The sequence below is a fragment of the Nocardioides sp. Z50_6 genome (genome assembly GCF_058215755.1).
Genome location: NZ_JBZAJB010000002.1, coordinates 729,495 through 753,643, shown reverse-complemented (window position 1 = coordinate 753,643; position 24,149 = coordinate 729,495). Strand labels below are relative to the sequence as shown.

The 24,149-nt window shown below is 71.8% G+C and carries 29 protein-coding genes; 15 read left to right on the top strand and 14 right to left on the bottom strand.

Annotation, left to right across the window (positions count from 1 at the left end; translation table 11 throughout):
* Nucleotides 1–101: 101 nt before the first annotated feature.
* Nucleotides 102–467, bottom strand: a complete 366-nt coding sequence (locus AC4BGE_RS08390; protein ID WP_490571011.1) for a DoxX family protein — start codon at nt 465–467, stop codon at nt 102–104.
* A 100-nt stretch (nt 468–567) separates the two neighbouring features.
* Between AC4BGE_RS08390 and AC4BGE_RS08385 the strand changes: the two genes are divergently transcribed.
* Nucleotides 568–945, top strand: a complete 378-nt coding sequence (locus AC4BGE_RS08385; RefSeq protein ID WP_181309956.1) for a winged helix-turn-helix transcriptional regulator — start codon at nt 568–570, stop codon at nt 943–945.
* A 43-nt stretch (nt 946–988) separates the two neighbouring features.
* Here AC4BGE_RS08385 and AC4BGE_RS08380 read toward each other — a convergent pair whose 3' ends face one another.
* From AC4BGE_RS08380 to AC4BGE_RS08365, 4 genes are all read right to left on the bottom strand, one after another.
* On the bottom strand, nt 989–1,459 hold the full coding sequence (locus AC4BGE_RS08380) for a hypothetical protein (RefSeq protein WP_490571012.1): 471 nt from the start codon (nt 1,457–1,459) through the stop codon (nt 989–991).
* 142 nt (nt 1,460–1,601) lie between these two features.
* Nucleotides 1,602–2,039, bottom strand: a complete 438-nt coding sequence (locus tag AC4BGE_RS08375; protein WP_490574976.1) for a hypothetical protein — start codon at nt 2,037–2,039, stop codon at nt 1,602–1,604.
* A 206-nt stretch (nt 2,040–2,245) separates the two neighbouring features.
* Nucleotides 2,246–2,629, bottom strand: coding sequence for a VOC family protein (locus AC4BGE_RS08370; protein WP_490574975.1), 384 nt, complete (start codon nt 2,627–2,629; stop codon nt 2,246–2,248).
* A 92-nt stretch (nt 2,630–2,721) separates the two neighbouring features.
* Nucleotides 2,722–2,904, bottom strand: a complete 183-nt coding sequence (locus tag AC4BGE_RS08365; RefSeq protein ID WP_490574974.1) for a hypothetical protein — start codon at nt 2,902–2,904, stop codon at nt 2,722–2,724.
* A 29-nt stretch (nt 2,905–2,933) separates the two neighbouring features.
* Between AC4BGE_RS08365 and AC4BGE_RS08360 the strand changes: the two genes are divergently transcribed.
* Both AC4BGE_RS08360 and AC4BGE_RS08355 read left to right on the top strand, forming a co-directional pair.
* Nucleotides 2,934–3,638 carry a hypothetical protein gene (locus AC4BGE_RS08360; protein WP_490574973.1) on the top strand — a complete coding sequence of 235 codons (705 nt, stop codon included), beginning with the start codon at nt 2,934–2,936 and terminating at the stop codon, nt 3,636–3,638.
* A gap of 76 nt (nt 3,639–3,714) precedes the next feature.
* Nucleotides 3,715–4,059 carry a hypothetical protein gene (locus AC4BGE_RS08355; RefSeq protein ID WP_490574972.1) on the top strand — a complete coding sequence of 115 codons (345 nt, stop codon included), beginning with the start codon at nt 3,715–3,717 and terminating at the stop codon, nt 4,057–4,059.
* Between the two features lie 634 nt (nt 4,060–4,693).
* On the opposite strand, the gene AC4BGE_RS08350 is transcribed toward AC4BGE_RS08355, so the two are convergent.
* The gene (locus AC4BGE_RS08350; RefSeq protein ID WP_490571018.1) at nt 4,694–5,641 is read right to left on the bottom strand and encodes a class II glutamine amidotransferase; all 948 of its coding nucleotides are present in this window, start codon (nt 5,639–5,641) and stop codon (nt 4,694–4,696) included.
* Between the two features lie 131 nt (nt 5,642–5,772).
* Nucleotides 5,773–6,357: a hypothetical protein gene (locus tag AC4BGE_RS08345; RefSeq protein ID WP_490571020.1), complete on the bottom strand. Its 585-nt coding sequence runs from the start codon at nt 6,355–6,357 to the stop codon at nt 5,773–5,775.
* Nucleotides 6,358–6,489: 132 nt separating this feature from the next.
* Here AC4BGE_RS08345 and AC4BGE_RS08340 point away from each other — a divergent pair, with 132 nt between their 5' ends.
* Complete coding sequence (locus tag AC4BGE_RS08340) at nt 6,490–6,927, top strand: GNAT family N-acetyltransferase (RefSeq protein WP_490574971.1); 438 nt, start codon at nt 6,490–6,492, stop codon at nt 6,925–6,927.
* A gap of 4 nt (nt 6,928–6,931) precedes the next feature.
* Entirely contained in the window at nt 6,932–7,648 is a 717-nt protein-coding gene (locus AC4BGE_RS08335) for a glycoside hydrolase family 16 protein (protein ID WP_490574970.1), read from the top strand.
* A 39-nt stretch (nt 7,649–7,687) separates the two neighbouring features.
* On the opposite strand, the gene AC4BGE_RS08330 is transcribed toward AC4BGE_RS08335, so the two are convergent.
* Complete coding sequence (locus tag AC4BGE_RS08330) at nt 7,688–8,251, bottom strand: hypothetical protein (protein ID WP_490574969.1); 564 nt, start codon at nt 8,249–8,251, stop codon at nt 7,688–7,690.
* 219 nt (nt 8,252–8,470) lie between these two features.
* On the opposite strand from AC4BGE_RS08330, the gene AC4BGE_RS08325 reads away from it, so the two are divergent.
* Together AC4BGE_RS08325 and AC4BGE_RS08320 are read left to right on the top strand one after the other, a co-directional pair.
* The gene (locus AC4BGE_RS08325; protein WP_490574968.1) at nt 8,471–8,947 is read left to right on the top strand and encodes a hypothetical protein; all 477 of its coding nucleotides are present in this window, start codon (nt 8,471–8,473) and stop codon (nt 8,945–8,947) included.
* Nucleotides 8,948–9,027: 80 nt separating this feature from the next.
* Complete coding sequence (locus AC4BGE_RS08320; protein WP_490574967.1) at nt 9,028–10,326, top strand: oxygenase MpaB family protein; 1,299 nt, start codon at nt 9,028–9,030, stop codon at nt 10,324–10,326.
* 37 nt (nt 10,327–10,363) lie between these two features.
* Here the strand turns inward: AC4BGE_RS08320 and AC4BGE_RS08315 are convergent, their stop codons facing one another.
* The gene (locus AC4BGE_RS08315) at nt 10,364–11,416 is read right to left on the bottom strand and encodes a tocopherol cyclase family protein (RefSeq protein ID WP_490574966.1); all 1,053 of its coding nucleotides are present in this window, start codon (nt 11,414–11,416) and stop codon (nt 10,364–10,366) included.
* 132 nt (nt 11,417–11,548) lie between these two features.
* Between AC4BGE_RS08315 and AC4BGE_RS08310 the strand changes: the two genes are divergently transcribed.
* Complete coding sequence (locus AC4BGE_RS08310; RefSeq protein WP_490574965.1) at nt 11,549–13,075, top strand: hypothetical protein; 1,527 nt, start codon at nt 11,549–11,551, stop codon at nt 13,073–13,075.
* A 17-nt stretch (nt 13,076–13,092) separates the two neighbouring features.
* Here the strand turns inward: AC4BGE_RS08310 and AC4BGE_RS08305 are convergent, their stop codons facing one another.
* A complete protein-coding gene (locus tag AC4BGE_RS08305) occupies nt 13,093–13,785 on the bottom strand; it encodes a GAF and ANTAR domain-containing protein (protein WP_490571028.1) in 693 nt (230 codons plus the stop codon).
* A gap of 408 nt (nt 13,786–14,193) precedes the next feature.
* On the opposite strand from AC4BGE_RS08305, the gene AC4BGE_RS08300 reads away from it, so the two are divergent.
* The 3 genes from AC4BGE_RS08300 (at nt 14,194) to AC4BGE_RS08290 (ending at nt 17,520) form a co-directional block, all read left to right on the top strand.
* A complete protein-coding gene (locus AC4BGE_RS08300) occupies nt 14,194–15,783 on the top strand; it encodes a hypothetical protein (RefSeq protein ID WP_490574964.1) in 1,590 nt (529 codons plus the stop codon).
* Nucleotides 15,784–16,093: 310 nt separating this feature from the next.
* Nucleotides 16,094–16,723, top strand: a complete 630-nt coding sequence (locus tag AC4BGE_RS08295) for an ArsR/SmtB family transcription factor (RefSeq protein WP_490574963.1) — start codon at nt 16,094–16,096, stop codon at nt 16,721–16,723.
* A complete protein-coding gene (locus tag AC4BGE_RS08290; RefSeq protein ID WP_490574962.1) occupies nt 16,720–17,520 on the top strand; it encodes an SRPBCC family protein in 801 nt (266 codons plus the stop codon). The genes AC4BGE_RS08295 and AC4BGE_RS08290 overlap by 4 nt, the downstream gene beginning before the upstream one ends.
* Here the strand turns inward: AC4BGE_RS08290 and AC4BGE_RS08285 are convergent.
* Nucleotides 17,507–18,274, bottom strand: a complete 768-nt coding sequence (locus tag AC4BGE_RS08285; protein WP_490574961.1) for a DinB family protein — start codon at nt 18,272–18,274, stop codon at nt 17,507–17,509. The two genes, AC4BGE_RS08290 and AC4BGE_RS08285, sit on opposite strands and share 14 nt — an antisense overlap.
* Nucleotides 18,275–18,459: 185 nt before the next feature.
* Between AC4BGE_RS08285 and AC4BGE_RS08280 the strand changes: the two genes are divergently transcribed.
* The 3 genes from AC4BGE_RS08280 (at nt 18,460) to AC4BGE_RS08270 (ending at nt 21,897) form a co-directional block, all read left to right on the top strand.
* Nucleotides 18,460–20,202, top strand: coding sequence for a M28 family metallopeptidase (locus tag AC4BGE_RS08280; protein ID WP_490574960.1), 1,743 nt, complete (start codon nt 18,460–18,462; stop codon nt 20,200–20,202).
* A gap of 295 nt (nt 20,203–20,497) precedes the next feature.
* Entirely contained in the window at nt 20,498–21,307 is an 810-nt protein-coding gene (locus AC4BGE_RS08275) for a DUF2510 domain-containing protein (protein ID WP_490574959.1), read from the top strand.
* A 215-nt stretch (nt 21,308–21,522) separates the two neighbouring features.
* Complete coding sequence (locus AC4BGE_RS08270; RefSeq protein WP_490574958.1) at nt 21,523–21,897, top strand: hypothetical protein; 375 nt, start codon at nt 21,523–21,525, stop codon at nt 21,895–21,897.
* Between the two features lie 26 nt (nt 21,898–21,923).
* Here AC4BGE_RS08270 and AC4BGE_RS08265 read toward each other — a convergent pair whose 3' ends face one another.
* Nucleotides 21,924–22,286 carry an MmcQ/YjbR family DNA-binding protein gene (locus AC4BGE_RS08265; RefSeq protein ID WP_490574957.1) on the bottom strand — a complete coding sequence of 121 codons (363 nt, stop codon included), beginning with the start codon at nt 22,284–22,286 and terminating at the stop codon, nt 21,924–21,926.
* A 6-nt stretch (nt 22,287–22,292) separates the two neighbouring features.
* On the bottom strand, nt 22,293–22,760 hold the full coding sequence (locus AC4BGE_RS08260; protein ID WP_490574956.1) for an SAM-dependent methyltransferase: 468 nt from the start codon (nt 22,758–22,760) through the stop codon (nt 22,293–22,295).
* A 240-nt stretch (nt 22,761–23,000) separates the two neighbouring features.
* On the opposite strand from AC4BGE_RS08260, the gene AC4BGE_RS08255 reads away from it, so the two are divergent.
* Nucleotides 23,001–23,357, top strand: a complete 357-nt coding sequence (locus AC4BGE_RS08255; RefSeq protein WP_490574955.1) for a hypothetical protein — start codon at nt 23,001–23,003, stop codon at nt 23,355–23,357.
* Between the two features lie 29 nt (nt 23,358–23,386).
* Here the strand turns inward: AC4BGE_RS08255 and AC4BGE_RS08250 are convergent, their stop codons facing one another.
* Nucleotides 23,387–24,079, bottom strand: a complete 693-nt coding sequence (locus AC4BGE_RS08250; protein ID WP_490571040.1) for an MOSC domain-containing protein — start codon at nt 24,077–24,079, stop codon at nt 23,387–23,389.
* Nucleotides 24,080–24,149 lie beyond the last annotated feature (70 nt).

Here is a 24,149-nt window from a genome sequence, read left to right as displayed (position 1 = left end):
CGCTCCGCGTTGCCGCGTGGGACGAGAGGTCTCCTGCGGGGTGGCTCTGCGCATCCGCAGACACTGGCACGTCGACTCCGAAGCCGCCAGCCTGAACGATGTCAGAGCGAGGTTGCCAGCCACGTCGCGGCTGCGGCGAGGACGATCAGTGCCACGTTCATCCCCGACTCCCGCTGCTCCCCGCGGCGCAGGTGCACGCCCATCGCCATCACCTGGAGGACGGTCAACCCGAGAGCGGCCGCCATGGCAAGCTCCACCGCCACGCCAGTCAGTGGAGGCAACACGAGACCGAGGGCGCCGAGCACCTCGACGGTGCCGATGAACCTCACCACCGGCATCGGCACGTCGGTCCCGGCCCAGGCCATCATGGGCTGCAGCTGCTCCTGACTACGAAGGATCTTCAGTGCCCCGGCGTAGGCATAGAACGCAGCGAGCAAGGCGGCGATGATCCAGTAGGCGATCTGCATGATGGGCTCCTTGGTTATCGTTAGTAACGGACCCCATCATGGGTAACCTGATCGAGGCCTACAAAAGGCACATCGGTGTCAGTGACGAACAGGGAAGTCCGTGTCGAAGTACGAGAAGTCATGCCTGATCCGCGGCGACGGTGGTCGCGCGATCCGCGGGATCCTCGACCGGATCGGCGACAAGTGGACCCTGCTGGTCGTAGCGACCTTGGACGGACCGCCGCTGCGGTTCTCCGAGCTGCAGACTCGGATCCCCGGCATCTCGCAACGGATGCTGACCCGGACGGTGCGCAACCTGGAGCGCGACGGCCTGGTGTCCCGGACGGTCTACGCCGAGGTCCCGCCGCGCGTCGAGTACGAGCTGACCGCGACCGGGCGGACCCTGATCGAGCCCGCAGTGGCGCTCGCCGAATGGGCCGTCGACCACAACCCGGAGATCGAGCAGAACCAATCTGCCTACGATGCGCGCAGCGAATAGGTCGCCGGCCCACGCAACCTGCGGTCAGGCCAGAAGGACGGCGTCAGTTCTCGGCGAAGTACCGCCGCAACCGGCGCTGGCGGTGCCGGAAGAACGCGTCGACCACCCACGCGAGCAGAGCGGCGAGACCCGGGACCGGCAGTCGCGGCTGCAGGGTCACCCGGTCGTGCACCCGCGTCCCGCCTGCGACGGGGGTCAAGGTGCGCTCGTGCTCCCAGCGCCGCATGCTCACCATGGTGGAGCTCTCCCGGAACCGCACGCCGGGCTCGACCTCGACCAGGGTGAGGTGGTCGAAGTCGAACGGGACGAGGCCGAAGAGCCGCAGCCAGGCCCGGCCGACCGGTCGTCCCAGCGGGATCGTCTCGATGGTCAGCCCCGACGCCTGGCGCGGCATGGTCATCGTCATCCAGGGGCGCATCTCGTGGTTGATGCCGTCGGGGTGGACGACTCGTTCCCACACCCGTGCGGGCTCAGCCGGCACGTCGACCTGCTGCTCGATGACTCTGTGCTGCACGCCGCCCCCTTGGCTCATGAAGTGATCGCGCAGTTTCGTCCAGACCTGTGCAGCCCGACCGGAGCTCGGGCCAAGACGGTGCGTCCGCTCACGTAGCCCGAGGACGAGCCCCCAGCACGTGAAGCACGGACCGAAGTGTGCCCTAGCTGTCGGTCCAGACCCGCGGCTCTCCCGGTGTGACGCTCATGTCCCTGAAGGTCGGGACCCTCTTCCGCGTTGCGGGCTTGTAGGGCACCCACACGACGATTGCGATGCCGTCACGATGCTCGAGCTCGACCTGGACTGCGTCGGACCCGTCGATGAGGACGTCGGAGACGAAGGCAGCTGCGCGGTTCTCACGCGCGGTCGCACGTGCTCCGTCGTACACGCTGGCCAGGACCTGGTCCGGCTGCGGGTGTTCTCCCAACCTCTCGGCGGACGCGGTGAGCGACGCCTCCCCGTCAGTCGACACCGTGGCGCCGAAGGGGTAGAACTGCCCGTTCTTGCCGAGGAGCTCCTGGGCCAGCGGCAGCACGAGGTTGAGGAGACCGTCGAGGTCTTCCTGAGCCGCAGCGGATGCTGTGTCGCGCCAAGAGGTCATGATGAAACTCTGGCACACCGCCCGCTGCACCGACCCCGCCGGCATGGGCCTCGGTGGTGACGCCGGCCAAGTTCTGCGCCAGGACCAGGTCCAGCATGTGCGGCACGATGCCGTAGTTGGGCGTCCGAGGCGGACGCGTGGAGCCTGCACCCACGAGTCCGGGCGACGCGCTCCACGCGCGCGGGATCGGCGACGAGCAGTCCTGATCAGGACCGCTGGTTGAGGAACCAGCGGTGGCCGAAGGGATCGCGGAAGACGGCCACGCGGCCGGCCGGCGGACTGTCCTCGGGTCCGCGGTCGAGGGTCACGCCCGAGCCCGTCACCCGCTGGCACAGCGCGTCGACGTCGTTCACCTCGAGGTGCAGCGAGACGGCAGCGCCGCGGGACGTGTCGGGCGCCGCGACGCCGGCCGAGTCGAACTCGTCCGACATCATCCAGCGACCGTCATCGACGGCGACCTCGACGTGGCCTACCCGCCCGTCCTCCATGAGGATCGGATCGTCGACGACCTGAGCGCCCAGCACGTCGACGTACCACTGGATCGCGCGGCGTGCGTCGGCGACGCAGATGTACGGCGTCAACTCACCCATACGCATCACTGCACCATGCGGGCGGACGCCTGTCCACCCATGGCGCGCCCGCTGACGAGGCTCGACCTGATCCAGGGCTGCCGCCCCCGGCGTCACGCCTCGGCCGTCGGCTGCCCCTGCTCGATCTCCTCGTACCGCTGGTGCAGCCGGTCGCGGACCTGCTCGGGCGTGTACGACTGCCGCTTCCGCTCTCCGCGGGTGACCACGACACCGGTCGCCACCACACCGGCCATGCCGGCCAGCCCGAGAACCTTCCACCACGTCGCCGCGCGCATACGGGCGACCCTAGCCGCCATGCGGCACGATGCCTCGCGTGAGTGACACACGCGCCGAGGGCATCTCCGTCGAGGAGGCCGCCGGCCTGACCCGCACCGGCGACCTCTGGCTGTTCCGCGGCCGCACCACCGCCGACCGCGCCATCCGCACCCTCACCAACGCCCCCGTCAACCACGTCGGCATGGCCGTGGTCATCGACGACCTGCCGCCGCTGCTGTGGCACGCCGAGATGGGCAAGGGGCTCGTCGACCACTGGTCCGGCGACTTCCACCGGGGCGTGCAGCTGCACGACCTCGGCGACGCGGTCACCCGGTGGCGCGAGACCTACGGCCAGGCGGCGTGGATGCGACAGCTCACCCCGGAGGCGGGTCGGGAGCAGGAGGACGGCGCACTGCGCGCGGTCGCCCGCCTCGACGGGGTCTCGTTCCCCAGCACCGCCCGCCTCGCCGCCCGGTGGCTGCGCGGGCGCGACGCCCACCAGCCGCGCCGCAAGCGCGGACAGCGGGCTCGTCCCGAGGCGGCGTTCTGCGCGGAGGCCGTGGCGCTGACCCTCCAGGAGATGGGGATCGTGGAGGACGGCTGGAAGCCGACCTGGTTCGACCCCGGCACCTTCTGGAGCGGCGAGTTCCTGCCGCTGCTCCCCGGGTGGTCCTACGGCGCGGAGATCCAGGTCGGCCCGCTCCCACCCAGGACCGCGAAGGTCCCGAGCGCCCGGCGGCGCTGGCGCTCGTGACATGGCCCGAGGGAACGTGGTGCAATCGGCCATGTCCGACTTGATGGCACTTCCCCCCGGGCTCTACCGCGGAACGGTGAGCGGGCAGGAGAGCGGTGACTGCCAGTGCCGGATCGAAGTCCGCCGCTTGACCGAGCACGCACTGAGCCTCGACTACGAGGCCGTCGGCCTGGACGGTCTCCAGCACGTCGAGCACACCATCGTGACCCCCACGGCTCTGCACGTGGCCGCAAGCGAGTTCCCTGACGTCGCCATCCTGCGGGCGACAGCAACCGGACACTACGTCGCTGAGGACGCCTTGTTCCCCATGGAGATCCGTGCGGGGTGGGACGGCAGCACCCTGACCTGGGCGTGGCACTGGGCGCTTCCCGGTGAGACCTTGCGGGAACAGTCCCGCGCGACCGCGCAGCCGGTGCGCTGATCGCCGAACGCCGTGAACTGCCTGCGGATCGGGGGTCGGCGCCGTCGGCGACGAGCTGACGGCAGAGCTCCTCGTCGTCCCGAACGGCGGGGTCGACAGCCATCCGCAGCAGTCCGTCGGGTCCATCCAGCAGTCCGAGCGCGAGGATCCTCACGCGAACTCTGGCCAAGGTCATGGCGACTCCGCCATCTTGACACCATGCCGCATCAGCGCAGACGAGACCATCGCCACGTCGTCCCATCCGAGAGCTCGGGCTCGCACACGCGCTGGCGACCTCACGAGGAGCTGCGCTCCATCGCTGGTCCGTGTCTCGTGCTCGGTCTCACGGCCACTGCGATCTTCGGGGGCCTGTGTCTCTACTACCTGCCACGCGCGTACGAGTGGAATCGGGTCGGTCTATGGATCGCCCAGGTGGGACTGCTGGCATCGGTCTTATGGGCGCTGCCGCACGCATCAGCACTCTGGTGGCTGCGCGGCGGTGGAGGCGGGCGCTACTTGACCTTCATCGGGTCCGGGCTCGCAAGCGCGATCGGCATCGGAGCGATCGTGTGGGGCGTGACCTCACACGTCGTGGGAGCGATCGCCGGTCTCGTCGTCGGGGGCTGGGTGTTCGTCGTTGAGCTTCGAGTGGGGGCTACACCTTCAAGCGGTCGACGGTCCGGGTGATGCTCTCGCCGTCCTTCTCCAGGAACACGATCTCCCCGAACTCCAGCGTCGACCAGTCGTCGGTGTCCTCACTGAGCGGCTCGGAGGCGAAGATGGCGGACGTCGCGTCCTCGACGTGGCAGTCCTCGAAGCCGTACGTCGAGTCGTTGTGGAAGTTCTTCCCCATCAGCAGATACATCGGCTCCAGGAGCATGCCGAGGGCGAAGTCGTCGGTGCCCGGCTCGGCCTTGAGCAGCTCCCGCCAGTCGCCCTCCGGTTCGGTCTCGCCCTGGTGGCCGGTGCCGACGTTGACCCCGATGATCCGGTCCGGGGAGACCAGGGCCATCTTCAGCTTGGTCAGGGCCGGCAGGTCGAGGTCCTTCATCGCCTGCACGAGCAGCCTCATCAGCTCCTCGAACGCCCGCTTCACGTCCTCGTCGCTGTCGCTCTCCAGCAGGGACAGCAGGAGCACGTAGAGGAACTCGGTGTCGGTGTTGCCGCGCATCTGCTTCAGGTACTCGTCCTTGCAGTGCTTCAGCAGCTCGCGCTGCAGGAGCTGCCAGTTCGGCACGTCACCGTTCTGCGCGACGATCCACGGGGTGCCGGTGTAGGAGAAGGGGTGGCAGTTCTCGTCGGCCAGCACGGTCTTCGCGTTGTAGTCCGCCGCCCGCACGTGAGCAAGCATCGTGCTGACCTGGAGGCTCGGCACGATGCCGGCGACGTTGTCGTCGTAGAAGGCAGCCATCGGGCGGTGGTAGAGGAACGGCTCCTCCTGCTTGAGCAGGTGCTCGCCCCACGCTCCGAATCCCCACCCGGCCAGCTGGAGCTGCGGGTGACGCTCCGGGTCGAGGGTCTGGTTGACCAGGCTGTTCTCCGGCTTGAGCAGCAGGTTCTCCAGGGGGATCTCCGACCCGATGTAGGCGAGGACTCGGCACATAGGTTTCCTTCACTGAGCTCGGTGCAGCCCGCGGCAGGCGGGCGAGGTCGGCGTAGCAGTACCCGTCGGCGGCTGGAGTAGCCCTGTGAGTCCGGCGACCCGAGTGGCGGTCTGCGCGTCTGCGCTGTGACTCAGGGCTTCCAGGTGAAGAAGGAGTTGTCGCTCGCCCCGAGCGGATCGTACGAACCGTCCCCGGTCCCTTGCGGGGTGGGGACGTAGGTGCCGGCCCGCCACTTCACCACCTTGGTGCCCTTCATGACCTGCTTGCGCTTCAGCACCACGCGCAAGGTCTTCTCGTCGACGTGCGAGAGCTTCACCGGCTTGCAGCCCGTGCGGTCCGTCACCACGCCGTTCTTGTCCAGGCGGTAGGTGCAGAAGACGGACTCGAACGCCCCGTCACGCGCGCCGAGCTGCACGGCGCGACCCGTTCGCGTGCCCACGCTGAAGTCCACCGTCAGGAGGCTCCCCGGCACGGCGAAGTCGTCGACCGTCAGCGGGTTGTGCAGGCGCACGGTGATCTCGATCTTCTGCTTCCCCTTCGTCCGCAGGGTGCCTCCTGCCAGGTCGAGCGTCGACGGATCGCCGATGTGGTCCCCGGCCGGGTCCTTCTTGCTCGTCGACGACGCCTGGGCCGGGGCGGCGACGAGCGCCACCGCCATCCCCAGGGCCAACGGCGCGGTCGTCAGCGCCAGCGCGCGACTCCTGATGCGGTTCATGAGATCTCCCCCTCGCGTGTGGTGTCCGGGCGCCTCCTACCCGTCCCGGGCTCTACCCAACCACCCGAGCGGGGCACTCCTCGCCGGTGCTCACGGCTGCCCACGGAGCGTCCTCTGTGCCACGATCCCTCCGTGGCCACTCGGATCATCGTCGGCGCCGCCGACGCCTCGCTCGACGAACGCCTCTCCGGTGAGCTCGACCTCGTCAACGCCGCCGCCGTGCCCGGCGCGGGGGCCGTCGAGCTCACCGTCCAGTCCCTCGACGAGGGCGGCGAGCTGCTCGGCGGCATCAGCGGCTGGACCTGGCAGGAGGCAGCCGGCATCGGTCTGACCTGGGTCCGCGCCGACCAACGAGGCACCGGCGTCGGGTCTCAGCTCATCAGCCGGTTCGAGGAGGCGGCCGGCGAACGAGGCGCACGACGGGTCTTCGTCACGTCCTTCACGTTCCAGGCACCCGGCTTCTACGAGAAGCACGGCTACCGCGAGATCTTCCGCTGGGACGGCGTACCCGTCGAGGGACAGGCGGACGTGCACTTCCGCAAGGACCTGCTCGAGCAGAGACGAGACTGAGCCCATGTGGGTCCAGGACTTCGCAGGGCCGGCAGGCACGCCGCCCGATCCGCGGGTCTGGACGCACGACCTCGGTGGCGGAGGCTGGGGTGATCGGCAGCGGCAGGTCTACACCGACGATCCGGCGAACGCCGCCCTCGACGGCGCCGGACACCTCCAGATCACGGCCCGGCGTGAGGTCGACGGCACCATCACCTCGGCGCGGCTGACGACGCGGGCCGGCTTCGCCGCCAGGTACGGCCGGGTGGAGGCACGCCTCAAGGTTCCCGGTGGCCGCGGCACCTGGCCCGCCTTCTGGATGCTCGGCGCCGACCTCGACGAGGTCGGCTGGCCGGCCTGCGGCGAGATCGACGTGATGGAGCACGTCGGGACGGATCCCCGACGCTGCCACGGGACGATCCACGGTCCCGGGTACGCCGGCCTCGGTGGCGGCGTCGGCAGGGCCATCGACGCGGGCGCGGACCTGTCCGCCGACTTCCACGAGTACGCCGTCGCCTGGGACGACTCCGGGATCACCTGGCTCCTCGACGGCCACGAGCACCACCGCCTCACGCCGTCCGACGTGCCGGGGCCGTGGCCCTTCGACCATCCGTTCTTCCTGGTCGTCAACCTGGCGATCGGGGGTGACTGGCCGGGCCAGGCCACTGACGACCCCGACCTCCCGGCCGTGCTGCTGGTGGATCGGATCCGCGTGGACCCACCCGGGGTGGCCACGCCGTAGCCAGGACCCGGGTGGGTCTCGATGCGACCGCGCTGCGAATCAGAGCTTCCAGCGGAAGGGCTTCTTGACCGACCCCAACGGGTCCAGGGACGTCCCAGCTGCCTGGAAGGCGGACGCCGTCCACTTCAGCACCTTCGCGCCCTTCTTTACCTGGTTCCGCTTCAGCTCGACCCGGAAGGTCTTCGCGTCGACCTGGGTGAGCGCGAGTGGGCTGCACTTCGTCGCCGGCGGGAGCTCCTCCTTGCGGGTGTCGTAGGTGCAGACGTTGCTCTCGATCACTCCGTCACGGGCAAAGACCTGCACGGCCCGCACGATCTTCTTCTCGACGGTGAAATTGACACCCATCGCGCCAGGAAGGGCGAGGTGCTCAGCGGTGGTGTCGTTGTGCAGCGCGAAGGTGATCTGGATCTTCTGCTTGCCCTTGGTCCGCATCGAGACCTTCGCCAGGTCGAGGGTGCCCCCCGAACCCATGACGTGGTCCCCGGCCGGGTCGCTCTTGCTCGTCGACGACGCCTGGGCCGGGGCGGCGACGAGCGCCACCGCCATCCCCAGCGCCACCGGTGCGGTCGTCAGCGCCAGCGCGCGACTCTTGATCCGGTTCATGAGATCTCCCCTCGTGTGTGGTGTCCGGGCGCCTCCTACCCGTCCCGGGCGCTACCCAACCACGCGGCTTCCGCCGATGACCCGGGCGCTCAGATTCACGTCGACTACCCGAAATCAGCGACTCGCTCCTGTCCCGCGCGGCCCTACCCTCGATCGAGACGTCCGACGCAGCCGAGAAGACGCAGTCGAGGAGGAGCAACGATGGGGCGCACGATCACAGTGACCCGACCGTCTCTGGTGAGCTCCTCGCTCCGGCTCGTCGACGACAGCGGCCACCAGGGGACCATCACGTTCCACGGCGTCCTCACGCGGTCGGCCCACCTGAGCCTGGGGCCCGATCGGCTGACCTTCTCCACGTCGGGCCTGCTCGGCCGCACCGTGCTCGCCGAGACCGCGGAGGGAAAGGCGGTCGGTGAGTTCCGTGAGACCGGCCTGCTGGGCCGAGGTGATGCCGAGGTGGGCGGCCGTCGTTACCGACTCAGGATCAGTGGGGTGTTCGCACGGCAGCTCTCCTGGGAGGACGTCGACGGCGCCCAGGCGATGTCGCTGAAGCTCGGCGGCCTGCTGCGGACCAGTGGCACCATCGAGGTCTCCGCCACGGCCGTCCCCGAGGATGTCGCCATCCTGATCGGTCTGGGAGTGATGGCGCACCGCGCCGCGGAGCGGGACTCCTCTGCCGGGGCGGCCGCGGTCTGAGGCGGCACGCCCGCGACGTATCCCGCGCACGATGCCCTGCCTCCCCCTAGGCTGGAGCGCACCGACCGGGAGGAGCGGCCATGACGCAGCAGGCACTGTCGCAGCGAGTCCTGCGGCAGCGGGAGCTGCTCCCCGCCCTGTACGCCGCGTTCGACCCCGAGCACCTGCCCGAGCGCCTCGCGCTGGGGCTCGACGATCCCAACGACCTGGACGACGTCGAGGGCGCGGACCGCGCCGAGCTGCTCGCCGACACCGAGCTGATGGACCTGATGGTGACCGCCACCCGGTTGGGGGACGCCGTCGCCGACGCCTACGCCATGCTCCTGCCGGAGCACGGGATGCGGGGCCTGATCACCATGCTCCAGACGGCGTGCCGCGAGGGCGTCGACGCGGTGCCCGACGCCCCGCCGCAGCTGCGCGCGCTGATGGCCGCGATGGAGGAGCGACCCGACTGGATCGACCCCGACCTGCTCGAGGAGGGCGCCCGCTGGGAGCGGATCGACGCCGCCCTGGTGACGCCGTTCGTGATCCGCGGGGCGTTCCTGGCCACCTTCCTCAACGCCTACGCCGCGCTGCCGATGGCGCTCACCGGCGCGCTGACCGGCGAGACCTCGGCACGCCGGGTGAAGGAGACCGCGTCGTTCTTCGCCGCGACCGTGCTGCCCGGCGGGACCGACCGCCGCGGCCCCGGCTTCGAGGCGGCCGCCATGGTGCGGCTCATGCACTCCACCGTCCGCGTGCACGCGCTGCGGTCGGGCAAGTGGAACCACGCCACGCACGGCACCCCCATCCCCCAGGTCGACCAGATGCCGGCGGGGCTGATCAGCAGCTTCCTCATCTCCGTCAAGGCGGTGAAGGCCGGCCGGGATGAGTTCGACACGCGCGAGCGGGCGATGATCGAGCTCGCGCGCTACCGCTGCTTCCTGCTCGGCCTGCCCGCCGAGCTGCTGCCCGAGGACCCGAAGGGGGTCATCCGGGTCTTCAAGGCGCGCGCCGCGACCCTGCGCAGCTCCTTCGACGACGAGACCTGCGGGGCGCTGGTCCGCTCCACCCTGGCCGCCCGGCTCCACCCCGACGCGGGCCGCTGGGGCCGGATCGTCGAGCAGTTCGAGCGCAGCTTCGCGACCATCACCTTCGTGAAGGCCTTCCTCCAGGGCGACTTCGACCGGGCCGCCCGGATGGGCGTCCACGTGACCCGGGCCGACCAGCTCCGGGCCTCGGTGATGCTGCCGTTCCTGATCGGCAGGGTGCTGCTGGTCCGCCGGATCTCCGGCGTCCGGGTCCTCTCCAAGGTCACCGACCGCTACGTGGTGGCGACGTTGCGTCGCCGGCTCCGCGGCTACGGGCACCCGGAGTACACCGCACAGGTCCCCGCCTGACACCGCCCGCTCAGAGCCCTGCCAACGGCACCGGCGACTAGCGGCTCAGCGGCGGGGCGTCCACCGCGTCGGGGCCGTGGCCACGGCGGGCCACCTCGGCCTGCGCCCGGTCGATGCCGCCGTGCTCGAGCGCGGCGAGCTGGGACTCGCCCTGCCAGACCAGGCGCCCCCGACGTCGTACCGAGACCCGCATGCTCGCCCCGAGGTGCTCGATGGCGCCGGCGATGTTGCGTCGCTCGGCCGGCAGCGGGACCGGGAGCACGTGTGCCTGGGCCAGGCTGCCGATCCCCTCGATCTCGACCGCCCACTGGGCGCTGCGCCCGCGCAGCAGCCAGCGCTCGTCGGTGACCTCCGCGCGGACCGGGGAGACCACCGGGTCGCCCAGCCGGAGGAGCCGCCCGTCGGGGAGGAGGACCACGACCGCCGTCACCGTGGTGCGCAGCGGTCCGGCGCTCACCTCTCCGCCCGCGAAGGCCACGCAGACCGACGGCTCGGCGAAGCCCTGCGCCTGCCCCCACCACCACGAGTCGGGGAAGCCGCCCTTCCCCCAGTTCTTCTCCGCGTAGACCGACCAGCCGTCGAGCTCCCAGGTCTCGTCCCCGACGACCGCCTTGCCGTGCGCGGTGCCGCCGAGGAGCCACGGGTGCCAGTACTGGTTGAGCCCCGGCACGGCCTGGAAGACGCTCGACCCGCCGAAGCTGCGCCGGGGCCACGGGGTGGCGTCACTGACGGTCACCTCGAGCTGAGCCTGCGGTCCGAGGTCGACGCGGACGCCGTCGGGGGTCCCGTGGAACGCCTCCCCGGAGAAGACGCCCAGCGCGTCGACACCGGCGGCGCCGGTCGGGTGAGCCACCGTCCGCAGGAAGCCGTGGGGGTGCGCCGCGAGACCGATCGTCGACCAGACCCCGTCGGCGGCCCGGTTCACCCCGTTGAGGGTTATCAGGACCCGCCCCGAGTCCGGGTCGGTGAACCGCCAGAAGTAGCCCTCCATCGCCACGCCGTGCGCGGGCAGCGGGTCGCCGAAGGGCCGGTCAGCCCCGCTCGCCCGATAGGCCCGCCATACCGCCGCCACTGGTCCTGAGATCCGCATCCCCGCACTATGGCAGCCCCGGCGGACAGCAGCCCGGGATCCTTGCCGGGCCCGCGCGGGTGTGGTCGGATGTGGAGCCGCCGGACGACGGGGACGACGGCTCGACACGAAGCACCGCGGGGGTCCTGAGTGATGCGTGCACGTCTTGTCTGGTCCGCGACGGTCGCACTGGCGACCGTCGTCCCCGGTCTCGCTCTCGCGGGGGCGCACGCGCCGGCCGCCGCGAGCGCCGCGACGACCTGCCAGGGCAAGGCGGTGACGATCGTCGCCACGACGGAGGTCACCACCGGCACCGAGGGCGACGACGTGGTGGCGATGACGCCCGGGGCGTGGGAGACGTTCGACGCCCTGGGCGGCGACGACACCATCTGCCTGGCCGTCGGCCGCTCCCGGGAGGGGTCGGGCTCGTTCGGCCTGGTGAACGCCGGGCCCGGCGACGACGTGGTGGTCAACGAGTCGGGCGCCGACCCGTCCGACTCCATGATGACGGTCTACCTCGGCGAGGGCGACGACACGTTCACCGGCGCCCCGATGGTCGAGGAGGTCTTCGCAGACTCCGACGAGTCGGGGGACGCCGTCACGGCACCGGCGGGCAGCCAGCGCGACGTGATCGACATGGGGGGCGCCCCCCGGCGGGCGGCGGCGGGCGAGGACACGGTCTGGTCCGTCCCACCCGTCGACGGGCTGAACGCCGACGACCTCACCTTCGGGCCCGGCGGCGCGAGGGTCGAATACCGCGGCGCGATGGCCCCGTCGGGGCACCTGGACGTCTCCGCGGCCACCTCGACCCGGCTGGTCCTCCCGGCCGTCCCGGCCGCGTCGACCCCGGGCAGCGACAGCGAGCTCGTGATCGACGCCGTCGCCGGGCGCGCCACCCTGGACGGCGTCCAGGTGCTGGCGTGGACGGGTCCGGTCCGCTCGTGGGATCTCGGCGAGCAGCGAGCCGCGTCGTGGCAGAGCGCCGTCTCCTTCGTGGGCTCCGACGCCGACGAGCACCTCTGGCTGACCTCCGGCGGCTACCGCGACGTGCGGCTGGGAGGCGGCGACGACAGCGTGGCGGGCGGGTCCCGCGCCTGGTACCGGGTGCGCTCCCTCGACGGCGGTCCCGGCCGGGACCGCCTCTACTTCCGGCGGGGGTGCGGGCACCTCACGGTCCGCGTCGCGACCCGGATGACGTGCGACGAGGGCACCATCGCGTTCACCGGTTTCGACGACGTCTACGTCAGCAACATGGCGAAGAACGGCGTCCTGGTCGTTGTCGGGACCGACGCCGACGACCACGTCGTCGCCAGCGCGGAGCGGGTGACGTTCCGCGGACGGGACGGGGCCGACCGGGCGTTCGCCGGGGGCCGGACCGTCCGGGTCGACGGAGGTGCGGGAGCCGACATCCTCGGCGCCCGCGGCGTGAACGTCGTGCTGCGGGGGCAGGGTGGGGCGGACCGCCTCAGGCTCGAGTCCGACGCGAGCATGAAGCGCCTTCCCGCCTCGTCGTTCCGTCGGGTCGCTCGGGGAGGTCCGGGCGCGGACGAGCTGCGCGGGGCGACCGACGAGCACGGCGACCGACTGGTCGGCGGCGCCGGGCGTGACAGTGCCGACGGACGCGAAGGCGCCCGCGACCACTGCGACGCCGAGGTCACCCGACGCTGCGAGCGGGGCTGACCAGCGGCCGCGCGTCCCTAGTCGTGGGGCAGCGCCCGCGTCTCCAGGATCTGCTCGGCCACCTTGCGCAGCTTCACGTTCCGCTGCTGCGACATCCGGGTGAGGGCGCCGAAGGCTCGGTCCGCGGTCAGGTCGAAGCGCTCCATCAGGATGCCGGTGGCCTGGCCGATGATCGTCCGGCTCACGAGCGCCTTCTCCAGGTTCTCGACCTCCTGCGCGCCGGCCAGGGCGACCCCGACGTGCGCGGCCAGCGCGATGCCGTCGTTGATGTCGTCGCTGCTGAAGGCTGACTTCTCCGTGCCGTAGAGGTTCAGCGCGCCGAGGCTGTTGCCCGTGGAGAACAGGCGGTAGCTGACGATGCTGAGGTATCCGGACTCCTCGGCGACGCGAGTCCCCCATCGGGGCCACCGCGCGTCGGTGGCGAGGTTGTCGCTGACCACCGTGTCGTGCTCCTGCAACGCGTCGATGCACGGGCCCTCCGCCAGCTCGTGCTGCAGCGCGTCGACCCGGCGAAGCGCGTCGGTGCTCGTGGCATGGGTGTCGACCCGCTCGCCGCGGTGGACGACGCAGACGCCTGCGGCCTCGCAACCGGGCAGGATCTCGGTGGCGATCGTCACCGCCCGCTCCATCGCCTGCTGGCTGCTGTCCTCGCCCTGCATGCCGCGCGCAGCGGCAGCCAGCTCCCGGTTGAAGTCGTCGTCGTCGGCCATGGTCGCATCATGACTGCCGCCGGAGCGCGGGCGCAAAATTGCCTCCGCTCCAGGTGTGACGCCCCGCGGCCTGCCTGCGCTCACACTACGACGGGCACCTCGGACACATCCTCCGCGTGAGCGGGGCGAGACGCCGAGTGCGACCTGCCGCGAGGGCCGGTCAGCGTCGCGACGAGGAGGACCAGGAAGTCGGCTACCGACCGGGGGTAGAGGCTCATCGACGCCCCTTGACGGGGTGGTGGCTGGTGCAGGCGGGCATGTGCTGACTCCTCGAGGTGGGATCCACGATGTGCCCGCTGGCTCGAGGCGCGCGGCTGCGTACCCCCGCGGCCGGGGGCGCATGCCGAACATGCGCAGAACGCGCGTCACCGGCCTCCTGACCCGGAGCCCGACCGCTAGCCTCTCGCCATGACGGGGACCCTGAACGACCTGGCCGAGCGTGTCCTCCTCCCGGCGGTCGCGCTCGCGGCCGCCGTCCCCGTGCTCGCGCTCGGCGCGGCGCTCGCCCCGGCCGGTGCGACGGTGGCCTCGACCTGCCTGGGCAAGCCGGTGACGATCGTCGCCACGACCGAGGTCACCAAGGGAACCGAGGGCGATGACGTGGTCGCCATGACGCCCGAGAGCTGGAACGGCTTCGACGCGCTGGGCGGGAACGACACCCTCTGCCTGGCCCTCCCCCGCGCCGTGAACGGCCGGGACCCGATCGGCCGGGTCGGGTACGTCCACGGCGGCGCCGGCGACGACGTCGTCGTCAACGAGGCCGTGACAGGCGAGGGCCGGGTGACGGTCTTCCTGGGCACCGGGAACGACACGTTCACCGGCAGCGCCGCGATGGTCGAGGTCGTGTACGCCGACGGCGACGAGGAGGACGACCTCGGGCGGCCGCCGGCGGGCGGGCAGCGGGACGTGATCTCCATGGGCGGGGGGCGCACGACACCCCCCGAGGAACTCGAGCTCTCCTCCGGCCAGCTCCCCCTCGACACCGTCCACTCCGCAGCACCCCTCGGCGAGCTCAACGACGACGAGATCACCTTCGGTCCCGGGTCGGCGGTCGTGCACTACCGGGGAGCGATGGCCCCCGAGGGTCGCCTCGACTTCTCCGCCGCCTCCACGGCCGCGCTCTACCTGCCCTACCCGGGCGAGGGCGACCCGTTGCCGGGCGGGGAGCTGCGGATCGACAACGCCGCCCGCCGCGCCACCGTCGGCGACGCGCAGGTGCTGACCTGGACGGGGCACGTCCGCACGTTCGAGCTGGGACTGGCCGAGGACGTGCCGGGAGGGGACAGCGTGCCGCAGTGGCCCTACCCGGTGTCGTTCGTCGGCTCGGACGCCGACGAGGTGGTGGCGTTCCCCAACGGCCGCTTCGGCGACGTCCGGCTGGGCGGCGGCGAGGACCGTCTGGGACGGCGGAGCCCCTACCGCGACGAGGAGCTGGTGCAGGTCCGCTCGGCGGACGGAGGGCCGGGCACCGACACCTTCGCCGCCCGGGTCTCGTGCCGGACCCTGACCATCCGGATGGCGAGTCGGTCGACCTGCGACGGCACGACCACGCCGTTCGAGGGGTTCGAGGATCTGCTGGTGGACAACCAGGCGCGGAGCGACCGCGTGCTGGTGCTCGGCACGCCCGGAGCCGACACCGTGGGAGTGGCGGGCGACCGGGTGACCTTCCGCGGGCGGGGCGGCGCCGACGATGCCTGGGGCAGGGGGCGGGTCGTGCGGCTCGACGGCGGCCCCGGACCCGACCGGCTGACCGGCGTGGGCCACGACGTGGTGGTGCGCGGGGGCAGCGGCGCTGACCGGATCCGGCTCGACGGACCCCGCCGCTCACCGCGCCGGCTCGTGGGCTTGGGTGGTCCCGGGCGGGACGTGCTGCGTGGCTCCGACCACGATCGTGGCGACCGGCTCGTCGGCGGCCCCGGCCGCGACCGCGCCGACGGGGGTGGCGGCGGGCGGGACCACTGCGACGCCGAGGTCACCCGGCGCTGCAAGCGGGGCTGAGCCACCCTCCAAGCCGACGGGGACGGCCCGTCAGGCGCTGGCCGGCCCAGCCCGACGTGCCCCCGGACTCGCACCAGCTGACGGAGACCTGGACCCGGCCGACGACCGGCCGCCCCGGCCGGAACCTCATCACGAGCCGGGTGAGGACCGTCGTGTCCGACCCCATGTAGTCCGTCCACGTCCCCTCGACCCTGCCCTTCTTGATCTTGAGGCTCGCGAGTCCTGGGTTTGCGCGGCCTCAGGGTCACGAGGTGACCTCCAGCCCGCACAAACCCTTGACAAGAAAACTTGTCAGGGCCACGCTGGAGACATGCAGGACATCGAGGTCATCGAGGCACCCGAGGCGGCGTCCGCCGCGCTCGACCCGGTGCGAGCCCGGTTGCTCGCCGAGCTGGCCGAGCCCGCCTCGGCGGCCGGGCTGGCCGCCCGGGTGGGCATCGCACGCCAGAAGGTCAACTACCACCTCAAGACGCTGGAGGCCCACGGGCTGGTCGAGCTGGCCGAGGAGCGGCGCCACGGCGGCATCACCGAGCGGGTGCTGCGCGCCTCCGCCGCGTCGTACGTCGTCTCGCCGGCGGCGGTCAGCGCCTCGGCCGCCGACCCGGACGCCAACGGCGACCACCTCTCCGCCGGCTACCTCGTCGCGCTGGCGGGCCGACTGGTCCGCGAGGTCGGCGCACTGGCCCGCCGGGCCGGCGCCTCCGGCAAGCGGCTGCCGACGCTGACCATCGACACCCGGATCGGCTTCCGCTCCGCCGAGGACCGGGCCGCCTTCGCCGACGAGCTCACCGCCGCGGTGCTCGACCTGGCCGCGCGCTACCACCACGACGACGGGCGCCCCCACCGGCTCGTCGTCGCCGCCCACCCCCTGCCCGAGAGCACCGAGAGCACCGAGAGCACCGAGAACACCACAGAGACCAGCACCCAGGAGAAGCCATGACCGCCACCCCCGACGTCCCCTACCGCCTCGAGTTCAGCATCGAGGTGCCCGGCACTCCCGAGCAGGTCTGGGAGGCCGTCGCCACCGCCAAGGGCATCAGCGCCTGGTTCCTGCCCACCGAGCTGGAGGAGCGCGAGGGCGGCGCGGTGCACTTCACCATGGGCCCCGAGATGGGCTCCGACGGCCACGTCACCGCCTGGGAGCCGCCCCACCGCCTCGTCTACGACGAGGACTGGGCGGCGCTGATGGGCAAGGAGCCCGACGAGCTCAGCCCGATGACCTCGGAGTTCCTGGTCGAGGCCCGCTCCGGCGGCACCTGCGTGGTCCGGGTGACCACCAGCGGGTTCGGCACCGGAGCCGACTGGGAGTCGGAGTTCTGGGACGACATGGGGCTCAACTGGAAGCCCTTCTTCGACAACCTGCGGCTCTACCTGACCCACTTCCCCGGCCAGGAGGCGACCCAGCTGGAGGTCGGCGTCGAGCTGCCCGGCGACGCCGACGCCCTCTGGGCCCGGCTGCACGACGAGCTGGGGCTGGGCCCCGTGGGTGCGGCCGTCGACGTGCGCGGCGTGCCCGGCGTCGTCGAGCGGCTCGGGGTGCGGATGGCGCTGCTCCGGCTCACCGGCTCGGTTCCGGGGCTGCTCAGCGTCTACGTCTTCGACTACGCCGAGGCCGCCGGCTCGGCGACCGCCGGCGTGCGCGCCTACCTGTTCTCCGACGAGGCGGCCGACTACACCAAGCGCGAGGAGCCGGCCTGGCGGGAGTGGCTGGAGGGGCTGGCGGTCAGCTCGTCCTGACCCCAGCGGCCCCGGCCGACTGCTCGGCGAGCTTCGCCAGGTCGCGGCGGACGTAGCGCAGGTGCGCCCACTCCTCCTCCAGGATCACCCGGACGCAGTCGCCGACGGTGGGGTGCCAGTCGTCGCTACCCCACGGGTCGTCGCGCTCCTCGGCGAGCTGCTCGGGGGTGACCGTCGCCAGGAAGTCGGTGACGCGCTGCTGCCGCTCGCCGCGCACGGCCAGGACCTCGTCGTAGGAGGGCGGGTCGGCGCGGAAGACGGAGGTGTCGAAGCCCATCCGCTCGGCTCCGGTGAAGACCAGGCCGATCTCGTGGAAGGGCTGGTCGACCCGTTGGATCCCGCCGCCCAGCCAGGCGTCGGTCGCCAGGACCAGGTGGCGCAGCGTCTGCACGAGGGACCACTCGTCCTCCACGTGGGCGTCGACCAGCTCCGGCGGCGTACCGGCCACCGTCGCCGCCCAGGCGGCCTGTACGGCGACCCAGCCCTCACGCAGTCCCTCGGGGGTCTGGGCCTTCTGCAGCTCGCGGCCGGGGAACCGCCGGTTCAGCTCGGCCTCGACGAACGGCACCACGTCGACGCCGTTGACCAACAGGCTGCCGAAGAAGAGGTCGTGGCTGTCGATGTCGAGGCCGTCCACGTCGACACCGCGCATGGTCACGCCGCTGACGTCGGAGAAGCGCAGGGTGGCTCCCTTGAGGCTGGCGCGCAGGAAGGTCGCGCCGGCGAACTCGTCCGTGCCTGAGTACGTCGTCATCGCCCCATCATGGCGCCGACGCCCGTCGCCGCGTCCGGGAAAGCCCTGGCCCACCTGTTGATCTTTGGTCAAGATCATCAATTTGAGGCACACCCTGGGCGGCCCCCCCGCTCGTAGAGTCGGAAGGCGGCCGACCGCTCGGCACGGCGCCGAACCCGTTCGTCGGCTGCTCCCAGGAGAAGCCCATGAACACAGCGTCCAAGCTGGTGGCGGCAGGCGCGACCGGCGTCCTGCTCGCCGGGGTGACCGTGTCGTCCGGAACTGCCACCGCAGGTCCCGACCGGCCCCAGGTCAGTGCCTCCAAGGCGTCGAAGCACGGCGTCACTCCCCGCGACCCGTCGGCGAGAAGGTTCGTGCGCGGGGTCTCCTTGTCGGAGATCACCGAGCACCAGGTCGCGCTCCAGCGGATCGCGTCGCTCAACGACGACACCCGCGAGGTGTTCTCCCCCGGCTACCAGGAGTCGATCGACTACGTGGTCGACACGCTCCGCGACGCGGGTCTGCGGGTGCGCATCGACCAGTTCAACTACCCGATCTGGGAGGAGACGCAGCCGCCGGTGCTCAACCAGGTCTCCCCGACCCCGACGACGTACACCCCGGGTGACGCCGAGGACGACAACTCGCCGTCGGTCGACTTCATCACGATGGCGAACTCCCCCACGGTCGAGCTCACGGGCGCGCCGGTCTTCCCGGTCGGCGGCATCCTCGACCCGCCCACCGGCGGCTCGACCAGCGGCTGCGCGGCCGTGGACTACGCCGGGGTGGAGGGCAAGGTCGCGCTCGTCCAGCGCGGCACCTGCGCATTCGTCGACAAGTGGGCGCTGGCCCAGGCGGCCGGCGCCACCGGGGTGATCATCTACAACGAGGGCAACACCCCGGAGCGGCAGAACCCGGTCTTCGTCGACAACCTGCCCGACGTCCCCGCGACGATCGCGGCGGTGGTCTCGAGCTACAGGGTGGGCAACGAGCTGCTCCAGGCCTACAAGGCGGGCGAGAACCCGACGGTCGACCTGAAGGTCTACGGCACCTTCACCGACCGCTTCCTGCCCCAGGTGATCGCCGAGACCCGCGGCGGCGACCCGAACCACGTGGTCGTGGTCGGTGCGCACCTCGACTCCGTGCCCGCGGGGCCGGGCATCAACGACGACGGCTCGGGGGTGGCGACGCTGCTCGCCCAGGCCGAGGAGCTCAGTGAGGGCCGGCACAGGCTGCGCAACAAGATCCGCTTCGGCTTCTGGGGGGCCGAGGAGAACGGCCTGGTCGGGTCGATCGAGTACGCATTCGGCCTCAGCGACGCCGAGGTGGACAAGATCGACGTGATGCTCGACTACGACATGCTCGCCTCGTCGAACTACGTCCGGTTCGTCTACGACGGTGACGGCAACGCCGCCCCCGGCAACCCGGCCGGGCCCGAGGGCTCGGGCAAGGTCGAGCAGGTGCACGACGACTGGTTCCGCTCCCAGGGGCTGACCAGCGACCGGGTGCCGTTCGACGGCCGTTCGGACTACGTGGGCTTCACCCTCCGCGGGATCCCCGCGGGCGGTGTCTTCGCCGGCGCCGAGGGCATCAAGACGCCCGAGCAGGCCCAGGAGTACGGCGGCGCGGCCGGCTCCTGGTACGACCCCTGCTACCACCAGCTCTGCGACAACCTGAACACGTTGTTCACCGGGGTGCCGCCGCTGGACGCCGAGGGTCTGGCGCCCGAGGGTGACGACGCCGCCAAGCGCGCCGCCCAGCGGCAGCTGGCCGGCGGGGCGCTGCAGGGCCTGGACGAGATGTCGGACGCGGCCAGCTATGCCGTGTACTACTTCGGCGCCTCGAAGGACCCGTTCGGCACCCGCGGTGGTCACCACAGCGGCAAGTCGAAGAGCAAGGCGAGGGCCGGGGCCAGCTACCCGTGGCGAGGACACCAGCGCATACGCCGCTGAGCGAGACCGGACGCCCCTGCACCCGACGCGCATCGGGTGCAGGGGCGTCCTTCGTCAGGGGGTCTCCGCCGACCACGTGCCGGGCGCGGTCACGTCGAGCACCCAGCTCGGCGGAGGCGGAGGCCACCTGCCCCCACATCACCTGGTCGGCCTCGGCCGGGTCGGTGACGGCCCCCGCGTCGCGGTGGGTGACGGCCGTGAGGGCGCCGCCGACTGACGCGGGTCGGCCTGCTTGTTCGGTCTCGCGCGAGCCCTCCGGCTAACCTCTCGGGCAGGCGACACTGGGGGGATCAGGATGAGCACGCACGCTGCCGGGTGGTACCCGGATCCGGTCGACAGATCCAAGCAGCGCTACTGGGACGGGACGGCCTGGACGGCGCAGCGCGCCGCCCCTGCGCTCCTTCCTCCGCCGCCTCCGGCGCCGGCTGCCCCGGCCAAGGGAGGGCGCGGGTGGTGGTACTTCGTCATCACGATCGCCTCCGCCGGCCTGTTCTCGGCGGTGCCGTTCTTCCACGCGGCCTCCCGGTTGGACCGGCCCCACCTGCGCAAGGTCGGCGCGGCCTTCGCCGCGGCAGGTCTCGTGTCCTTCATCCTGCTGGGCACCTCGCCCGAGGACGCCGAGGGCACACCGACGGGCTGGGCCGCCGACGCGGGCGGAATGATGGCGCTCGCGGTGATGCTCGTCGCGACGATCCTGCTCATCGGCCTCCGCCGCGAGGTCTACCTCCCGCGGGTCGTCTCGGCCCCGCCGGTCGGCAACGCCGGCGCGATGGCAGCCGTCGAGGAGGCCCGTCGCCGGAGGGCCGAGGCGCGCCAGCTCGCCGCGCGGGACCCGCTGATGGCACGCGAGCTCGGGATCGGCCGCCCGGAGTCACGGCACGGCTACGACGACGGCGGCCTGATCGACCTCAACGAGGTCAGCGCCCAGCAGCTGAGTGCCGTCTGCGGACTGCCCCCGGACGTCGCCGCCCAGGTCATCGAGTCGCGCGAGGCGCTGGGCCGTTTCACGCAGGTGGAGGACGCGATCGTCTTCGGGCAGGTCAGCGAGGTGCACGCCCCGGTGCTTCGGGAGCGGGCCATCGTGATCACCGACCCGGTCGGCTGACGAGGCCCCTCAGCCGGAAGTCACCGGCGCCTCGAGCGCCCCGGCCGCACAGGTCACCACCTCGAGCACCCAGCGCCAGGTCTCCGGGTCCGTCCCCACGGTCTCGGCAGCGGGGAAGCGACCGCGCCCGGTCGGTGTGCGGGGGTGCGCACCGCAGCCCAGGCGGCGGGACCCGGCGCCCGTGGCGTGTCGGTGGGCACTGCGATGCTGACGCCGTGAGCACCCAGATCCGTCCCAGCTATCCGGTGGTCCTGCTCGTCGGGCGGGAGGACTTCACCCCGCCGACCACGTTCGGCGACGCCAACGTCGTGGCCACCCGCGACTGCCTCGCGGTCGGCCTGCGCGACACCCAGCTCGGGGCGGTCCAGGTGCAGGTCGTGCCCTCGACCGAGTCCGCGATCGTCGACCGGCACGACCTCGACCACCTGGGCGACTTCGAGCTGGAGTCCGAGGGCCAGCTGGCCATCCGCGACGTCCACGGGCGTGAGTACGACGCCATCGGCGTCGAGCCCGGCACCCACCGGGTGACCGTGCTCGGCACCGACCCGGCCGAGCCGGACGACGTGGTCTTCGTGGTCGCCGTCGGCTAGGAGCGGCGCCGTCGTCGTCGGAAGTGCTACGCACCCGGGCCGTCGGGATGGGTGAGGTCGTAGGCGCGAGACAGCTTCTGTGGCACTACCATCCGCCACGCGTCGACCACGAGCTCGCGGGCCTCGCCCGGGTCCAGTGCCGCCAGGTCGGCCTCGACCCAGTTGAACCGCAGGTCGCCCTGCGAGGGCATCCGGAACTTCGTCGGGTCGCTCGCGACCAGCGCCGGCCGTTCCTCCCGCGGGAACGCGAACCCGATCACCCTCTCGTCCAGGGAGAAGGCGACGTAGACGAGCTGGCCGACCCGGAACTTCAGCCGCCGGTGCACGTAGACCTCGTACGAGCGCTCGAGCTCGGAGCCGAGGTGCCGTACGTCGTCGACCACCGCCATGTCGTCTCAGGCTCTGAAGTAGTCCGAGAGCACGGCCGTGACCCAGTCCGGCTGCTGGGCGTTGTCTGGCAAGAACTGGGCGATCACCGGCTTGAGGTCGATCACCGGTGTGCCGTCGACCGCGTCCAGCCCCACGACGGTGAGCTCGCGGCCGCGGGCCGACTCGATCCGGCAGACGCTCACGCCGATCCGGTTGGGCCGTCGAGGCCCGCGCCCGGCGAAGACGCCCATCGGCGGGAGGTGGACGATTCCCCGGTAGGGACGCGGCTCCTGGTGGCCGACGACCTCGGGGATCCGGTCGAAGACGAAGAGCACCTCGGCGTGGGAGAAGCCGTCCAGGCCCTGGAGGCACGCGTCACCGAACCGCTCGTCGACGACGATCGTGCTGCGGACATTGCCCCAGTGGTCGGAGTCCTGGATGTCGGTGCGGGAGTTCTGGACCGTGCCGATCGCGGTGATCTCGAAGGTGGGCATGGTCGGGCCCTCTCGTCCGGTGGCACGGTCTGCGTGCGCTCTAGACCCACGTTGTCCTCGCACGAACGCCTCGTCAAGCCGCTATCTCCCGCCGGTCTCGCGCCCGCACTCGCCCAAGCCCTTGCGTCGGCTGACAGACCACGACGCACGGCGGCACATCACCACGATTCGGGAGGGCGCTCGGCCCTTCCCTCGTGCCACGATGAGCAGCCCGGTCCGGTCGAGGAGCTCGAGGTCCCCATGGCGCGCTACGCGGTCAACGAAGCAGCGGTCGCGAAGGCGCGCGACCTGATCGCCGCCCGGCAGTACGTCCTCGACAGCGAGTGGGGCGACGTGCAACCCGACGCGGACGCCGGCAACGCCTTCCTCGAGCGGCACGGCTGGGGCGACTACGCCGCCTGGCACCTCGGGCTCAGGGTGGGCGTGAAGGACGGGACGAAGGGGCGCTGCGCGTTCGTCTACGGCGACTTCCGTCGCGTCCACCGCAGCGGCCTGATCGCCTGCATCTACCGGGCCGCGGAGTGGCGGCACAAGCAGGCCGAGACCGCCGCCCACGACCTGCTCCAGGAGCTGGACAGGGCCGCGGGCATCGAGTAGCGCGACCCGGACGGAAGCGCCGGCCCCGCTCAGCGCGTGCCGCCCGGCACCACCTCGTCGCCGACGCTGATCGACCCCGGCGCCGCGACGTCGGCGTACATCGCCAGCGACATGTCCCGCTCCTGAGCCAGCGGCTTGAGCCACCGGCCGTCGGCGGCCGCGCCGTCCTGGGCGACGTCGATCATCCGGCAGCGCGGGATGCGCTCGACGACGCGGAGCGCCGCGTCGCCGACGGTGATCGTGGTGCCCGCCCACTGCTCCTCGATGAACGGCTCGGTCGAGGAGAACACGATGTTCACCCGAAGCCGGCGGGGGTCGGGGTCGATGCCCCAGCGGGCGGCGCACCAGTCGAGGGTGGCCGTGCCGACCAGCGACACCGCACCGTCGTCCTGGTGCGGGACGCCTCCCTCGGGCAGGACCCGGACATCGGCCCCCATGGCCCGGCTCAGCTCGCCGTCGAGCGCCCGGTCGCCGACCATCCACCTGCCCGACCCGCCGGTCACCAGCACCTCGCCGGAGTCAGCCGTGCTGCTCGCGTAGTCGAAGACCTCGTCGTGCCGGCGGAAGCGTCGGCTGTCCTTGCCCGACGCGAGGTGGCCGTCCGCGTCCACGACGGCGTACCAGCGGTCACCCGCCAGCCCCCGGGGGTCGAGCGTCACGGCAGGGAGCGACTCGCCACCCATCGACTTGACCGGGTAGCGGCGAAGGGAGACCACCCTCATCTGCACCCCTCGACCCTAGCCGGACCCGGAGGGCGCCGCCCGCGCCCGCGTGAGCGACTCCTCGGCGAGG

What these genes read in the sequence shown, in the direction of transcription:
- AC4BGE_RS08390 (WP_490571011.1), bottom strand. Translation starts at nt 467, where the DNA reads ATGCAGATCGCCTACTGGATCATCGCCGCCTTGCTCGCTGCGTTCTAT.
- AC4BGE_RS08375 (WP_490574976.1), bottom strand. Translation starts at nt 2,039, where the DNA reads ATGACCTCTTGGCGCGACACAGCATCCGCTGCGGCTCAGGAAGACCTC.
- AC4BGE_RS08370 (WP_490574975.1), bottom strand. Translation starts at nt 2,629, where the DNA reads ATGGGTGAGTTGACGCCGTACATCTGCGTCGCCGACGCACGCCGCGCG.
- AC4BGE_RS08365 (WP_490574974.1), bottom strand. Translation starts at nt 2,904, where the DNA reads ATGCGCGCGGCGACGTGGTGGAAGGTTCTCGGGCTGGCCGGCATGGCC.
- AC4BGE_RS08360 (WP_490574973.1), top strand. Translation starts at nt 2,934, where the DNA reads ATGCCTCGCGTGAGTGACACACGCGCCGAGGGCATCTCCGTCGAGGAG.
- AC4BGE_RS08350 (WP_490571018.1), bottom strand. Translation starts at nt 5,641, where the DNA reads ATGTGCCGAGTCCTCGCCTACATCGGGTCGGAGATCCCCCTGGAGAAC.
- AC4BGE_RS08345 (WP_490571020.1), bottom strand. Translation starts at nt 6,357, where the DNA reads ATGAACCGCATCAGGAGTCGCGCGCTGGCGCTGACGACCGCGCCGTTG.
- AC4BGE_RS08335 (WP_490574970.1), top strand. Translation starts at nt 6,932, where the DNA reads ATGTGGGTCCAGGACTTCGCAGGGCCGGCAGGCACGCCGCCCGATCCG.
- AC4BGE_RS08330 (WP_490574969.1), bottom strand. Translation starts at nt 8,251, where the DNA reads ATGAACCGGATCAAGAGTCGCGCGCTGGCGCTGACGACCGCACCGGTG.
- AC4BGE_RS08320 (WP_490574967.1), top strand. Translation starts at nt 9,028, where the DNA reads ATGACGCAGCAGGCACTGTCGCAGCGAGTCCTGCGGCAGCGGGAGCTG.
- AC4BGE_RS08315 (WP_490574966.1), bottom strand. Translation starts at nt 11,416, where the DNA reads ATGCGGATCTCAGGACCAGTGGCGGCGGTATGGCGGGCCTATCGGGCG.
- AC4BGE_RS08310 (WP_490574965.1), top strand. Translation starts at nt 11,549, where the DNA reads ATGCGTGCACGTCTTGTCTGGTCCGCGACGGTCGCACTGGCGACCGTC.
- AC4BGE_RS08305 (WP_490571028.1), bottom strand. Translation starts at nt 13,785, where the DNA reads ATGGCCGACGACGACGACTTCAACCGGGAGCTGGCTGCCGCTGCGCGC.
- AC4BGE_RS08300 (WP_490574964.1), top strand. Translation starts at nt 14,194, where the DNA reads ATGACGGGGACCCTGAACGACCTGGCCGAGCGTGTCCTCCTCCCGGCG.
- AC4BGE_RS08295 (WP_490574963.1), top strand. Translation starts at nt 16,094, where the DNA reads ATGCAGGACATCGAGGTCATCGAGGCACCCGAGGCGGCGTCCGCCGCG.
- AC4BGE_RS08290 (WP_490574962.1), top strand. Translation starts at nt 16,720, where the DNA reads ATGACCGCCACCCCCGACGTCCCCTACCGCCTCGAGTTCAGCATCGAG.
- AC4BGE_RS08285 (WP_490574961.1), bottom strand. Translation starts at nt 18,274, where the DNA reads ATGACGACGTACTCAGGCACGGACGAGTTCGCCGGCGCGACCTTCCTG.
- AC4BGE_RS08280 (WP_490574960.1), top strand. Translation starts at nt 18,460, where the DNA reads ATGAACACAGCGTCCAAGCTGGTGGCGGCAGGCGCGACCGGCGTCCTG.
- AC4BGE_RS08275 (WP_490574959.1), top strand. Translation starts at nt 20,498, where the DNA reads ATGAGCACGCACGCTGCCGGGTGGTACCCGGATCCGGTCGACAGATCC.
- AC4BGE_RS08265 (WP_490574957.1), bottom strand. Translation starts at nt 22,286, where the DNA reads ATGGCGGTGGTCGACGACGTACGGCACCTCGGCTCCGAGCTCGAGCGC.
- AC4BGE_RS08260 (WP_490574956.1), bottom strand. Translation starts at nt 22,760, where the DNA reads ATGCCCACCTTCGAGATCACCGCGATCGGCACGGTCCAGAACTCCCGC.
- AC4BGE_RS08255 (WP_490574955.1), top strand. Translation starts at nt 23,001, where the DNA reads ATGGCGCGCTACGCGGTCAACGAAGCAGCGGTCGCGAAGGCGCGCGAC.
- AC4BGE_RS08250 (WP_490571040.1), bottom strand. Translation starts at nt 24,079, where the DNA reads ATGAGGGTGGTCTCCCTTCGCCGCTACCCGGTCAAGTCGATGGGTGGC.